The following is a 13,269-nucleotide window of genomic DNA, read 5'->3' as shown; positions in this document are numbered from 1 at the left end:
CCATGCGCGCACCTGCTCTTTGCTTCGCCCTCATTACCGCCTTGCTGCTGAGCGGCTGCAGCACCCCACCGCCGTCGTCCCGTTCGGCCCCGTTGCGCGGCACGGCAGCGCAGCTGTCGGACGAGCATGCGCACGACATCGCCATCCACGCGCTGGGGCTGGTGGGCACGCCCTACCGCTATGGCGGCAACACGCCGGACTCGGGCTTTGACTGCAGCGGTCTCATCGGCTATGTCTACCGCCACCGGGTGGGCACAGCGCCACCGCGCACCGTGGCGCAGCTCAGTGGCTGGGGCCAGCCGGTTGCCAATGGCGAGTTGCGCACCGGCGACCTGGTGGTGTTTGGCAAGGGGCGCACGCCCACCCATGCGGGCATCTACGTGGGCGCGGGCCGTTTTGTGCATGCGCCCTCTGCGGGCGGCGAGGTGCGCATGGACCATCTGCAGTCGCGTTACTGGTCGCGGCAGAACGCGTCGTTTCGCAGACTTTGACGCGCTGGGCAGCGCCGTCAGGGTGCTGTGAGGGTGCGGCGCGACAATCGGGGCCACCATGACCCACGCACACCACTCTGCCACCCCCGTTTCCACGCACGACACCACGCGCATCGACGACACGCGCATCAAAGCCGTGCGCCCGCTCATCACCCCCGCCCTGCTGCAAGAGTGGCTGCCTGCGCCCGACGCCGCGCAAACCCTGGTGGAGACCAGCCGCGCCGCCATCTCGCGCGTGCTGCACGGGCAGGATGACCGGCTGATCGTGGTGGTGGGGCCCTGCTCCATCCATGACCACGGCCAGGCCATGGAATACGCGCACGCGCTCATGGCGCAGGCCGATGCACTGAGCAAGGACCTGATCGTGGTGATGCGCGTGTACTTTGAAAAGCCGCGCACCACCGTGGGCTGGAAGGGCTACATCAACGATCCGCGCCTGGATGGCAGCTTCGCCATCAACGAGGGGCTGGAGCTGGCGCGCCAGCTGCTGCTGGACGTGCTGGCCGTGGGCCTGCCGGTGGGCACCGAGTTCCTCGACCTGCTGTCGCCGCAGTTCATCAGCGACCTGGTGAGCTGGGGCGCCATTGGTGCGCGCACCACCGAGAGCCAGAGCCACCGCCAGCTCGCCAGCGGCCTGTCGTGCCCCGTGGGTTTCAAGAACGGCACCGATGGCGGCGTGAAGGTGGCCAGCGACGCCATCCAGGCAGCGCAGGCATCGCACGCTTTCATGGGCATGACCAAGATGGGCCAGGCCGCCATTTTTGAGACGCGCGGCAACAACGACTGCCACGTTATTTTGCGCGGAGGCAAGCAGCCCAACTATCAAAAGGCCGATGTGGACGCCGCCTGCGCCATGCTGCAGGCCGCCGGGCTGCGCCCGCAGGTGATGATTGACGTGAGCCACGCCAACAGCAGCAAGCAGCATCAGCGCCAGATCACGGTGGCCACCGAGGTGGCCGAGCAAATTGCCGCGGGCGACGCACGCATCACCGGCCTGATGATCGAAAGCCACCTGCAAGAGGGCCGCCAGGACATCGTGCCCGGACAGCCGCTGCAGCATGGGGTTTCGGTGACGGACGCCTGCATCAGCCTGGCGCAGACGCTGCCGGTGCTGGAAGGCCTGGCCGCTGCCGTGCGGGCCCGGCGCCAGAAACTGGCCGCCTAGTCGGCGCCCACGCGCTGTGGTTGCACTGTGGTCCCTTGGAGACGCTTGATGACAGTCATGCGGTGTAGCATTAACACTCCGTTGCACAGGCGCACCTTTTGCAGCCCCCATGCCGGCAAGGCGCCGGTGGGTAAAGCCTGCCTCTGGCGCCGCCCTGGCTTTTTCAGCGTTCAAACACTTTCCCGTTCTTCGCGTTACGGTCACTCCATGCAGGAAAAGCCGCTCTTCATGCCCGCCACACCCTGCCGCCCTTGCGGCGCAGGGCGCTAGAGCCCATGGCACCTGTGCACGCCCCCCAGGAAACCGCGCGCCTGCAAGCGTTGCAGTCTTACGCCATTTTGGACACACCGGCCGAAGAAGCGTATGACCAGCTGGCCACCCTGGCCGCGCGCCTGTGCAGCACGCCAATGGCGGTGGTCAATTTTCTGGACAGCGGACGCCAGTGGTTCAAGGCGGCAGTGGGTGTGCCGTTTCAGCAGACCGATCGGGCCATTTCGTTTTGCACGCACGCGCTGAGCGGCACCCGCACCCCGATGGTGGTGGCAGATGCCCGCCAGCACCCGCTGTTTGCCGACAACCCGCTGGTGGTGGGCGAGCCCCATGTCCGGCTGTATGCCTGCGTGCCGCTGATTACCCCCGAAGGTGCCGCACTGGGCACGCTGGCAGTGCTGGACACCGTGCCCCGCGCGCTGACCGATGAACAGCTGGAGGGCCTGAAGATCCTGGCCGGCCAGGTGATGGTGTTGCTGGAGCTGCGCCGCCAGCAACGGCTGTTGTCCCAGCTGGTGCAGGAACGCGACCAGATGCACGCCGAGCTGGTGGACCAGAGTGAAACCCTGCGCGTGGCCGGCAACATTGCCCGCATTGGCGGGTGGTCACTGGAACTGCCAGCGCGGCAGCTGAACTGGTCGCAAGAAATTGTTGACACTTTCGGTCTCGCCGGGCGAACGGGCCCGGTGGCGCAAATCCTGGCGCTGCACACCCCACCTTACCGCCCGGCCCTCGAACAGGCCCTGGAGGAGTGCATCCTCCATGGAACGCCCTTTGATCTGCAATCCGAAGTGCTGATTGCAGGCGAGCGGCATTTCTGGGTTCGCACGGCTGGCCTGGCCGTACGCGATGCGCAGGGCCGCGTGGTGCGCGTGCAGGGCGCGTTCCAGGACATCACCGCGCAGCACCAGGCCGACCAGGCGCTGCGCCTGAGCGAAGAGCGCTTTCATCTGGTGGCGCGCGCCACGGCCGATGCCATCTGGGACTGGAACCTCGCCACCGACGCCATGTGGTGGAACGAAGGCATGCAGCACCTGTTCGGCATTCCACCCCATGAGGTGCTGCCCGACAGCCGCTCGTGGACCCTGCGCCTGCACCCCGAAGACAGCGCCGAGGTGCTGCAAAGCATCCATGCGGCCGTGAGGGGCAGCGCCAGCCACTGGTCGGCCAAATACCGCTTTCGCCGCCACGACGACAGCTATGCCTGGGTGCTGGACCGCGGCTTCCTGATCCGTGATCAGGAAGGCCTGGCGGTGCGCATGGTGGGTGGAATGACCGACATCAGCGCCCAGACGCTTGCCGAGATCGAAGCGCAACGCGATGCGCAAAACCACGCACAGCTGCTGCAGTTGCAACAGCGCATTTCGTCCATCGACCAGCCGCTGCCCGATGTGCTGGGCATGGTGGCCCGCACGGTGCTTGATCAGACCGGCGCGCGCGGTGCACAGGTGGACCTGCTCGAAGGCCAGCACCTGGTGGTCTATGCGTCTGCCGGGGTCATGGTGCGCCCCCTGGGCCACCCGTTGCCGGTGCACATGAGCCTGCTGTGGCACACGCTCAGCCAGGCCCGCACCATCGTTTGCCATGACATCGAAGCCGAAGGCTGGGACTTGTCGCACCTTCCCCACTCGCGCGGCCTGCGCTCGGTGGCGGCGGTGCCCTTGCGGGCGGGCGATACCGTGGTGGGATCGCTGCTGGTCACCTCCGACCAGCCCCACGCCTTTTCGGCCCGCAGCGTGGCCCACCTGGAAATCCTGACCGAATCCCTGGGCACCATGGTGCAACTGCACCAGGTGGCCAGCAAGCTGCACGCCTCCGAGCTGCAATACCGCATGCTGTTCGACGAGCACCCGCATCCCATGTGGGTGTATGCAAGGGACAGCCTGCGCCTGCTGGCGGTGAACCGGGCCATGGTGGCCCACTATGGCTACACCGAGGCCGAGCTGCTGCAGATGGAGCTGACAGACCTGTGCACCACCGAGGACCGCCCTGGCCTGCGGGAACGGCTCAAGGACGTGTTCCAGCTGCCGCGCGATGCGTCCACGGTGCGCCGCCATCTCCACAAGAGCGGTGCAGTGATGCACATGGAAATTTCGGCGGGCAACATCAGCTTCAATGGGGTGCCGGCCCGCCAGGTGCTGGCCATCGACATCACCGAGCGCCTGCGCACCGAAGACGACCTGCGCCGCATGGGCCGGGCACAGCGCCTGCTCAGCGCCTGCAACGAGGCCCTGGTGCGCGCCACCTCCGAGACCACGCTGCTGCAGGAAATCTGCCAGATTGCCGTGGACATTGGTGGCTACCGTATGGGCTGGGTGGGCTTTGCGCTCAATGACGAAGCCCAGACCATCGAACCGGTGGCCCATGCGGGCTACAACCACGGGTATATCGAACAGCTGCAACTGAGCTGGTCCGAAAGCAGCGCCTTTGGGCGGGGCCCGGCCGGGGTGGCCGTGCGCAGCGGCCAGCCCGTGATCGTGCAGGACATCCGCACCGACGACAGCTTTACTGACTGGACCGAGCGCATGCTGGAGCACGGGTTTCATGGCGTGATCTGCCTGCCCATGCGCGAACGCGAGCAAACCTTTGGCCTGCTGTACCTGTATGCGCCAGAAATTTTGCACATCAGCGGCGACGAAACCACCTTGCTGCAGCAACTGGCCAACGACCTGGCCTTCGGCATCATGAGCCTGCGCGCACGCCATGAGCAGCAACGCCTGCAGGCCTCGGTGCTCAAAATGGCCGCTGCCGTGTCGGCCAGCACGGGCACCGAATTCTTTGTGCAACTGGCCAGCAACATGGCCGAGGCGCTGGGCGCACAGGTCGGCTGCGTGGGCCGCCTGCTGCCAGCCCAGCAGGGGCAGGCAGCACGCGCCACCACTCTGGCAGCCGTGTTCGATGGCCAGACACTGCCCAACAGCGAATACACGCTGGCTGGCACGCCCAGCCTGCTGCTGCTCAGCCAGCCCCAGGTGGTGGTGACGGAAAACGTGGCGCAGCTGTACCCCGAGGCGCCCATCCTGCGCAAACTGGCAGCGCAAGCTTATGCCGGGCAGCAGCTGTGCAACGGCGACGGCGAGGTGGTGGGCATGATCTTCGTGCTGTTCCGCCAGCCGCTGACCAACCACGATTTCGTTACCTCGACACTGCGCATTTTTGCCAGCCGCGCCTCGGCCGAGATCGACCGGCAGACATCCGACATGCGCATTCGCCACCAGGCATCGCTGCTCGACAAAGCCCAGGACGCCATCATCGTGCGCGACCTCGAAAACCGCATCATCTACTGGAACAAGAGTTCCGAGCGGCTTTATGGCTGGACGCAGTTGCAGGTGCTGGGCCAGTCCATCGAAACCCTGCTGTACGACGACCCCACGCAGTTTCGCCGCGCCACCCAGGCCACCCTGGAGCATGGCGAGTGGAACGGCGAAATCGTGCAGCGGCACCGCGACGGCAGCGCCATCCATGTGGAAGGGCGCTGGACGCTGGTGAAAGACGATCTGGGTCAGAACCATTCGGTGCTGGCCATCAACACCGACATCCGCGAGCGCAAGGCCACCGAGCGCGAGATCCAGCGCCTGGCGTTTTACGACGCGCTCACCGGTCTGCCCAACCGCATGCTGCTGATGGACCGCATGGCCCAGGCGCTGGCCAGCGCCCAGCGGCGCCAGCAGGGCGGTGCGCTGTTGTTCATCGACCTCGATAACTTCAAGACCCTGAACGACACCCTGGGCCACGACCAGGGCGATCTGCTGCTGCAGCTTGTGGCCGAGCGCCTGAACAAATGCGTGCGCAACGTGGACACCGTGGCCCGCCTGGGTGGCGACGAGTTCGTGGTGATGCTGGAAGAGCTCAGCCAGCATCCCGACGATCTGGCCCGGGAAGCCCACGGCGTGGGCGAAAAAATCCTGACCACGCTGGCAATGCCTTATGCGCTCAAGGGCTACCAGTACCGCAGCACGCCCAGCATCGGCATCGCGCCCTTTGATGGTGACCAGGCCAGCGTGGGCGAATTGCTCAAACAGGCCGACCTGGCCATGTACCAGGCCAAAAAGGCCGGGCGCAACACCCTGCGCTTTTTCAACCCCGAAATGCAGGCCGTGGTGACGGCCCGCGCGGCGCTCGAGGAAGACTTGCGTGCGGCCCTGGCAAAAGACGAGTTCTTGCTGCACTTTCAGCCCCAGGTCAACCTTGCCGGCGAATGCGTGGGGGTGGAGGCGCTGATGCGCTGGGCCCACCCGCAGCGGGGCATGGTGTCGCCGGCAGATTTCATTCCGTTGGCCGAAGAAACCGGCCTCATCCTTGCACTGGGCCGCTGGGTGCTGCACAACGCCTGCAAGCAGCTGGCCAGCTGGCAGGACGACCCGGAACTGCGCGAGCTGACCATGGCGGTCAACGTGAGCTCCCGCCAGTTCCGCCACGCCAGCTTTGTGGACGACGTGGCCCGGGTGCTGGCCATCACGGGCGCTCCATCGGGCCTGCTGAAGCTGGAGCTGACCGAAAGCCTGCTAGTCGAAGACATGGAGACCACCATTGCCACCATGACGGCCCTGGGCGGCTATGGGGTGGGTTTTGCGCTGGATGACTTTGGCACCGGGTACTCGAGCCTGAGCTACCTCAAGCGCATGCCACTGGACCAGCTCAAGATCGACCAGAGCTTTGTGCGCGACCTGCTCACCGACCCCAACGATGCGGCCATTGTGGACACCATCATTGCCCTGTCGCGCAGCCTGGGGCTGGAAGTCATCGCCGAAGGTGTGGAAACCCCCGCACAACGCGATCTGCTGGCCCGCGCGGGCTGCCGCCTCTACCAGGGCTACCTGTTCAGCCGCCCCTTGCCCCCGGACCTTCTGGAGGCCTTCCTGCACCCCGCCATGCATTGAGGCAGGTTCAGCCCGCCGGTTTTTCCACCCACCGCAGCCTGGCCTGCGGTTTTTTTTGCCCTTTTTCCCGTTCAGGCCGTACCGCAGTCCGTGAAGGGGGTCCAAAACGGCACCGGGTGTTTTTGTTGTTATTAATTAAAGACTTCTATAAATACATAGTCGTAGTAGTAGAAGGCGCCTGTTTCTGTGGACAAGTGTCTTTTGCCCAGGCCTGACAGCCACTTGCGCCACACCCAACCCTGTGGACCTGGCCCGGCTGCCGCTGTCTGCCCGACGGGGATAAAACGGTCCATCGCCGGTTTTCTGTGGATAACCGCCCGGTTGTGCCCAAACTATCCCCAGTGTTGTGCACGGGTGGTGGTGGATGGAAGAATATGGGTCAAATCGGCCTCTAGCCCAATGAAAATAAGCGCAATAAGCTATTAAGTTGATAGCATCTATCAGATCTTGATGGCTTTCAGGCTGCGAGCCAGTGCCACAACGCCAGGCCTGCGCCCATCCAGACGGCCACCACCAGCACCGCGCCGATGCGGCTGGTGGGTTTGCCGCCGCTGGTTTTTATCCACAGGTCGGCCTGGTCGCGGCATTGCTGCAACACCGGCGCCGGAATCAGCCGGATCGCCAGCCAGATCAGCCCTGGAAGCAAGAGCAGGTCGTCCACACAACCCAGCACGGGGATGAAGTCTGGGATCAGGTCGATGGGGCTCAAGGCATAGGCGACCACCAACACGCCCAGCGCCTTGGCATACCAGGGTGCCTGCGGGTGCCGTGCGGCAAACCACAGCGTGATGCCGTTGCGCTTGACGCTCTGTGCCCAGGTTTTCAGACGACTTGCCAGGTGCACAGGCTTTTCCGGTGGGTGGGCTGGCCGCGCCCCCATTTTTTGTGCCATTCAAGGCGTTGGCTGCGGCGCGAAGGAGGTTTCGGTTGTTCTTCTATGGTTCTATATATAAATAGCAGTAGTAGTAGAGGGCGCCTTTTTTTGTGGACAAGGTCATTTTTGTGAATGCTGGCGCGCAGTTGCGTTGCCTGAAAGTATGTGCGCAGGGCCCCCTGAACTTGGATGCTGGCAGATAACAACTTTGGGTTTTGCGGTGAGTCTGTGGATAACCGCCCGGTTGTGCCAAAACTATCCCCAGGCTTGTCCACAATGAAAAAAACCCGGTGCTTTGGTGGGCACCGGGCTCGGGGGAGCGCTGTCCGTGTGGACAACTGCTGGAGGCTTTTGAACAGGTTTTTAGCGGCCGGGGCCTCCCATGGGCATGTCGCAGCCGCGCATACCGCCGTGGCGGCCGTTGTCATGGCCCCAGTCGCTGCGATGCCCGCCCTTGCCGCGCATGTTCTGACCCCGGGAGTCGAAGGTCTTTTGCTGCTCTGGCGTGAGGGCGGCGTAGAAGGTCTTGGTGGCTTCGCCCCGGCGGTCTGCTTCAGCGGACTGCTGGGCGCGCAGGGCGCGCATGCGGTCGATGCGCTCAGGGGTGGTGAGCTTTTCCATGTCGGCGCGGCCCAGGCGGGCAGAGCGCTCGCCCGGTTGCATGGCTGCGGTGAAGGCGGCCCAGGCCGGTTCTTGTGCGGGTGTCAGCTGGAGTTGTGCCTTGAAGGCTTCGGCGCGTTTGGCGATGTAGGCCTGGCGGCGCTCTTGCCGGTCGCCTGGCGTGCGGGCTTGCTCGGCCGAGGCCGTTGCGGCGGGTGGCGCCGAGAGTGCAGAGGGGGCTGGCTGGGCCAGAACGGGCAGGGCCAGGGCGGTCATCATGGCGGCGGCGGCAATACGGCTTTGGAAGAAAGACATGGTGTGAGTCCTTATCAAGGGGTTGGTCCGCTGGAACGACCGTTTCAGCGGTTGAAAGTCAGTTTGCGCGGCCCGTGTAACCCGCCCGTGTGCCAATGGTGTGCCTGTGTAAAGTTGCAACAAGAAGTCCGTTGCGGGCTCCCAGTGAATTCACCATAAAAATGCCCTCAAGCGCTTTTTGATAAAGCGCTCATAGCTATCAAAAATAGAGCGTAAGCAGCCACTGCACCCGCAAGCGGGCCAGCCGACCCCCGACAATGTGGTCTGTACTCCGCAATGGCTGGAAATGGCCAGAAGAAACAAAGGTTGTCCGTGTTCAAGAACATGATCGTGTACCGCATTGCACCGCAATGGCAGGTGGAATTGACGCAGGTGGAAGAAGCGCTGGCCAAGGCGCCCTTCATGGAATGTGGCGCCACGCAGGAAAAGTCGCTCGGCTGGGTGCCGCCGCGCGGTGATGCGCATGGCCCGCTGGCCGAGTCGGTGGGCGGGCAGTGGATCCTGCGCTTCATGGTCGAGTCCAAGGTGCTGCCCGGCAGCGTGCTGGCCCGCCGCGTGAAGGAAAAAGCCGAGCGCATCGAGCAGGAAACCGGCCGCAAGCCCGGCAAGAAGGAAAGCAAAGAGCTCAAGGACGAAGCCAAGCTGGATTTGCTGCCCATGGCCTTCACCAAGCAGGGCTCGATGTGGGTGTGGATTGACACCGCGTCGCGCCTGCTGGTGCTCGACACCTCAGCCCAAGGCCGTGCCGACGAGGTGGTGACGCTGCTGGTCGAATCGCTGCCGGGCCTGTCGGTGTCGCTGATCAACACCCAGACCAGCCCGCAGGCCGCAATGTCGCACTGGCTGAGCACGCAAGAGCCGCCCGTGGGCTTCACGGTGGACCGCGAATGCGAGCTCAAAAGCGCCGATGAAGCCAAGGCCGTGGTGCGTTATGCCCGCCACCCGCTCGACATCGAAGAAGTGCAGGCGCACATCGCCGCTGGCAAGCTGCCCACCAAGCTGGCGCTGACCTGGGACGACCGCGTGAGCTTCATGCTGACCGAAGGCCTGCAGATCAAGAAGGTGTCGTTTCTGGACACCGTGTTTGAAGGCACCAAGGCCGACGATGGCGGTTTTGACACCGACGTGGTCATTGCCACGGGTGAGCTGGTGAAGCTGATTCCCGACCTGATCGAAGCGCTGGGCGGCGAGGCCGAGAGCGGCGTGGCCAGTGCAGCGCAGGCGGTTGCCGCAGGCGCTGCGCCTGCAGCCGTCACGGCGCCATCCTCCGCGCCTACCGCACACTCCGCACCCGCACGCAAAAGTGCGGGCGGTGGCATGGTGACCGGGCCCAGGGACGCGCCGGTGGACACCGACCCCGAGTCGGCGCCGTTCTGATCACCTGGGGCACATCGCCAGTTACCGCCCCAGCAGCGAGCGCGCCACCAGCTCCTTCATGATCTCCGACGTGCCGCCGTAGATGCGCAGCACGCGCGCGTCGGTCCAGAAGCGCGAGATGGGGTACTCGGCCATATAGCCGTAGCCGCCAAACAATTGCAGGCAGGCATCGGCCACGCGGCTGAAAAGCTCGGTGGTGTGCAGCTTGAGCGCGCTCACCGCCTCGGGCGTGAGCTGGCCCTGCTGGTAGGCCGCCACGCTGGCGTTGAGGAAGGCTTCGGCGGCGGCGATGTCGGTTGCGCACTGCGCCAGCGTGAAGCGCGTGTTCTGGAACTGGCCGATCGCCTGACCAAACGCCTGGCGCTCTTGCACGTATTTCAGCGTGGCGTCGAGCGCGCCCTTGGCGCCGTGCACCGCCTGCACGCCGATGATGAGGCGCTCGCGCGGCAGCTCGCGCATCATCTGCACGAAGCCCTGGCCTTCCACGCCGCCGAGCAGGGCATCCTGGGGCACGCGCATGTCGTTGAAGAACAGCTCGGAGGTGTCGCCCGCGTGCTGGCCGATTTTTTCGAGGTTCTGACCGCGCGTGAAGCCGGGCGTGGCCGCATCGACCAGGAACAGGCTCACGCCCTTGGCGCCCAAGGCCGGGTCGGTCTTGGCGGCGAGCACCAGCAGGTCGCAGTTCTGGCCGTTGCTGATGAAGATCTTGCTGCCGTTGATGACGTAGTGGTCGCCGTCCTTGCGCGCCGTGGTGCGGATCGCCTTGAGGTCGCTGCCCGCGCCGGGCTCGGTCATGCCGATGGCGGCAATCGCCTCGCCGCTGGCCATGCGCGGCAACCAGTGTGCGCGCTGCGCCTCGGTGCCGCAGTGCAGCAGATAGGGCGGGATGATGTCGTTGTGCACCTGCAGCCCGCCGACAAAGCCGCCGTAGCCCCGGCGCGAGAGCACCTCGACCACGGCGAACGAGAAGGGCACGCTGGCGCCCGGGCCGCCGTAGGTATCGGGCACGTCGGCGCAGAGGTAGCCGTTCTCGCCCATCTTGCGCAGCAGTTCGCGCGGCACGCGGCCGGCTTTTTCCCAGGTGCGGTAGTGGGGTTCGATCTCGGCGTCGCAGAAGCGCTCCAGCGACTCGGTGAAGAGCTGCAGTTCGGCCTGCTCGTCGGCGCTGATGAAATGATTGGGCAGCATGGCGGTAATATTGCTATATAAATAAGAGCTACCAGCGCTTGATACACAAGCGCTGGAGGTCAAAAACACTCAAATATTGATCACACCCGCTCGTAGATGGCTGCGATGCCCTGGCCGCCGCCGATGCACATGGTCACCAGCGCGTAGCGCCCGCCCGTGCGGTGCAGCTCGGCAATCGCCTTGGTGGTGATGATGGCGCCGGTGGCGCCCACGGGGTGGCCGAGCGAAATGCCCGAGCCGTTGGGGTTGACCTTGGCGGGGTCCAGGCCCAGCTCTTGCACCACGGCGCAGGCCTGGGCGGCGAAGGCTTCGTTGGCCTCGATCACGTCCATGTCCTGCACCTTCAGGCCCGTGCGCGCCAGCACCTTCTGCGTGGCGGGCACGGGGCCGATGCCCATGTAAGCCGGGTCCACACCCGCGTGCGCGTAGCCCACGAGGCGGGCCAGGGGCTTCACGCCCAGCGCCTGCAGTCGGTCGCCCGCCACCAGCACCACGGCGCTGGCGCCGTCGTTGATGCCCGAGGCATTGCCGGCGGTCACCGTGCCGCCGTCCTTCTTGAACGCGGGCTTCATGCCTGCCAGCACGTCGAGCGTGGTGGCGGCGCGCACATGCTCGTCGGTGTCGAACAGCACCGTGCCCTTGCGTGTGGCGATTTCAACCGGGACGATCTGGTCCTTGAAGTACCCGGCGGCGATGGCGGCAGCGGCGCGGCGCTGGCTCTCGCAGGCGAGCTGGTCTTGCATCTCGCGCGAGATTTTGTAGCGCTCGGCCACGTTCTCGGCGGTGATGCCCATGTGCATTTTTTGCCAGGGGTCGTGCAGGATGCCGAGCATGTAGTCGATGCTCTTGGCGTCGCCCATGCGCGCGCCGTAGCGCGCGGCGGTATCGAAGTAGGGGCCGCGGCTCATGGACTCGGAACCGCCGCCCACGGCCACGTCGCAGTCGCCATAGCCAATGGCCTGCGCGGCCGAAATGATGGCCTGCAGGCCCGAGCCGCACAGGCGGTTGACGTTGAAGGCGGGCGTCTCGATCGGGCAGCCCGCGTCGATGGCGGCCACGCGGGAGAGGTAGGCGTCCTTGGTGTCGGTGGGGATCACGTTGCCCATGACCACATGGCCCACGGCGTCGGGCGCCAGGCCCGAGCGGGCGATGGCTGCCTTCACGGCGGTGGTTGCGAGCTGGGTGTTGGGCACGTCTTTGAGGCTGCCGCCAAAGGTGCCGATGGCGGTGCGGGCGGTGCTGACAACGAAAACGTCGCGGTGGGTCATGTAAAGGGCTCCGTTGAAAAATGGGTGAAATCGTAGTGCAGCGGGCCCGAAAGAGGAGCCTACTGGATCAGTAAAGGCATTTTGCGCGCTGTTGTGCCGTTGTCCTGGGCGGCAGCCAGGTCATCCAGGATGGGGCAATCTGGCCGCTGGTCGCCGTGGCAGCAGTACACCAGCGACTGCAGGGTGCGCTGCATGGCCTGCATGGCGGCGATGCGCTCGGCCAGATCGTCGATGTGCGCCTGGGCAATGCGCTTGACGCTGGCGCTGGCACGCCCCTTGTCTTGCCACAGGCCCAGCAGCTCGCGGATTTCTTCCATCGAGAAGCCCAGCGTGCGCGCGCGGCCGATGAAGCGCAGCGCGTGGACGTCGGCCTCGGTGTACTGGCGGTAGCCGCTGTCGGTGCGCGCCACGCCGTTGAGCAGACCCAGGGCCTCGTAGTGGCGCACCATGCGCGCCGATACCCCGGCGCGCCGGGCGGCCTCGCTGATGGGCACGGGCCCATCGTTTCGGGGTGCGCGGGCGGTCATGCGGCGACCGTGTAGCCTTCTTCGGCAATGGCGGCGGCCAGTGCCTCGCGGGGCTGGGTGCTGTCGATATCGACGCGGTTTTGTGCGCGGTCAATGCGCACGGTGGCGGCCGGGTCGATCTGCTGCACGGCCTGGGTGACGGCGCGTTCGCAGTGGCCGCAGGTCATGCCCTCTACTTGAAGGGTGTATTGCATGGGGTTTCTCCGTTAAATGGTGGACAACAGGCACATGATGAACATTGACATCGTGGCATAGTCAAGCGCCCACAAAGGCACTGACACACGCATGGTTGATGTGTGCCAGGGCTTGACCTT

General features: G+C 65.2%; 10 protein-coding genes. 4 read left to right on the top strand and 6 right to left on the bottom strand.

The genetic code is table 11. From position 1 onward, the window contains the following. Positions 1 to 2: 2 nt before the first annotated feature. The 3 genes from B7Y64_RS01070 (at position 3) to B7Y64_RS01060 (ending at position 6,806) form a co-directional block, all read left to right on the top strand. Positions 3 to 491 (top strand): C40 family peptidase, encoded by a 489-nt coding sequence (locus B7Y64_RS01070; protein ID WP_111865124.1) that lies wholly within the window; start codon positions 3 to 5, stop codon positions 489 to 491. Between the two features lie 58 nt (positions 492 to 549). Beyond that, complete coding sequence (locus tag B7Y64_RS01065; protein ID WP_291324306.1) at positions 550 to 1,656, top strand: 3-deoxy-7-phosphoheptulonate synthase; 1,107 nt, start codon at positions 550 to 552, stop codon at positions 1,654 to 1,656. A 275-nt stretch (positions 1,657 to 1,931) separates the two neighbouring features. Beyond that, a complete protein-coding gene (locus tag B7Y64_RS01060; protein ID WP_291328181.1) occupies positions 1,932 to 6,806 on the top strand; it encodes an EAL domain-containing protein in 4,875 nt (1,624 codons plus the stop codon). A gap of 457 nt (positions 6,807 to 7,263) precedes the next feature. Here the strand turns inward: B7Y64_RS01060 and B7Y64_RS01055 are convergent, their stop codons facing one another. Together B7Y64_RS01055 and B7Y64_RS01050 are read right to left on the bottom strand one after the other, a co-directional pair. Next, positions 7,264 to 7,650, bottom strand: a complete 387-nt coding sequence (locus B7Y64_RS01055) for a YkvA family protein (protein WP_291324304.1) — start codon at positions 7,648 to 7,650, stop codon at positions 7,264 to 7,266. Between the two features lie 393 nt (positions 7,651 to 8,043). Next, entirely contained in the window at positions 8,044 to 8,595 is a 552-nt protein-coding gene (locus tag B7Y64_RS01050; RefSeq protein ID WP_291324303.1) for a Spy/CpxP family protein refolding chaperone, read from the bottom strand. A gap of 312 nt (positions 8,596 to 8,907) precedes the next feature. On the opposite strand from B7Y64_RS01050, the gene B7Y64_RS01045 reads away from it, so the two are divergent. Then, the gene (locus B7Y64_RS01045) at positions 8,908 to 9,972 is read left to right on the top strand and encodes a recombination-associated protein RdgC (RefSeq protein ID WP_291324302.1); all 1,065 of its coding nucleotides are present in this window, start codon (positions 8,908 to 8,910) and stop codon (positions 9,970 to 9,972) included. A 21-nt stretch (positions 9,973 to 9,993) separates the two neighbouring features. On the opposite strand, the gene B7Y64_RS01040 is transcribed toward B7Y64_RS01045, so the two are convergent. From B7Y64_RS01040 to B7Y64_RS01025, 4 genes are all read right to left on the bottom strand, one after another. Further along, on the bottom strand, positions 9,994 to 11,160 hold the full coding sequence (locus B7Y64_RS01040) for an acyl-CoA dehydrogenase family protein (RefSeq protein ID WP_291324301.1): 1,167 nt from the start codon (positions 11,158 to 11,160) through the stop codon (positions 9,994 to 9,996). Positions 11,161 to 11,240: 80 nt separating this feature from the next. Then, positions 11,241 to 12,428: an acetyl-CoA C-acyltransferase family protein gene (locus B7Y64_RS01035; protein WP_291324300.1), complete on the bottom strand. Its 1,188-nt coding sequence runs from the start codon at positions 12,426 to 12,428 to the stop codon at positions 11,241 to 11,243. Positions 12,429 to 12,487: 59 nt separating this feature from the next. Next, positions 12,488 to 12,955, bottom strand: a complete 468-nt coding sequence (cueR, locus tag B7Y64_RS01030) for a Cu(I)-responsive transcriptional regulator (protein ID WP_291324299.1) — start codon at positions 12,953 to 12,955, stop codon at positions 12,488 to 12,490. Then, a complete protein-coding gene (locus B7Y64_RS01025; protein WP_024813522.1) occupies positions 12,952 to 13,149 on the bottom strand; it encodes a cation transporter in 198 nt (65 codons plus the stop codon). The genes cueR and B7Y64_RS01025 overlap by 4 nt, the downstream gene beginning before the upstream one ends. Between the last annotated feature and the right edge of the window lie 120 nt (positions 13,150 to 13,269).

The sequence above is a fragment of the Acidovorax sp. 35-64-16 genome, from assembly GCF_002281195.1.
Lineage (GTDB): Bacteria > Pseudomonadota > Gammaproteobacteria > Burkholderiales > Burkholderiaceae_C > Acidovorax > Acidovorax defluvii.
This window is presented reverse-complemented; position numbering and strand designations above follow the sequence as displayed.

What these genes read in the sequence shown, in the direction of transcription:
- B7Y64_RS01035 (WP_291324300.1), bottom strand. Translation starts at nt 12,428, where the DNA reads ATGACCCACCGCGACGTTTTCGTTGTCAGCACCGCCCGCACCGCCATC.
- B7Y64_RS01070 (WP_111865124.1), top strand. Translation starts at nt 3, where the DNA reads ATGCGCGCACCTGCTCTTTGCTTCGCCCTCATTACCGCCTTGCTGCTG.
- B7Y64_RS01050 (WP_291324303.1), bottom strand. Translation starts at nt 8,595, where the DNA reads ATGTCTTTCTTCCAAAGCCGTATTGCCGCCGCCGCCATGATGACCGCC.
- cueR (WP_291324299.1), bottom strand. Translation starts at nt 12,955, where the DNA reads ATGACCGCCCGCGCACCCCGAAACGATGGGCCCGTGCCCATCAGCGAG.
- B7Y64_RS01060 (WP_291328181.1), top strand. Translation starts at nt 1,932, where the DNA reads ATGGCACCTGTGCACGCCCCCCAGGAAACCGCGCGCCTGCAAGCGTTG.
- B7Y64_RS01065 (WP_291324306.1), top strand. Translation starts at nt 550, where the DNA reads ATGACCCACGCACACCACTCTGCCACCCCCGTTTCCACGCACGACACC.
- B7Y64_RS01025 (WP_024813522.1), bottom strand. Translation starts at nt 13,149, where the DNA reads ATGCAATACACCCTTCAAGTAGAGGGCATGACCTGCGGCCACTGCGAA.
- B7Y64_RS01040 (WP_291324301.1), bottom strand. Translation starts at nt 11,160, where the DNA reads ATGCTGCCCAATCATTTCATCAGCGCCGACGAGCAGGCCGAACTGCAG.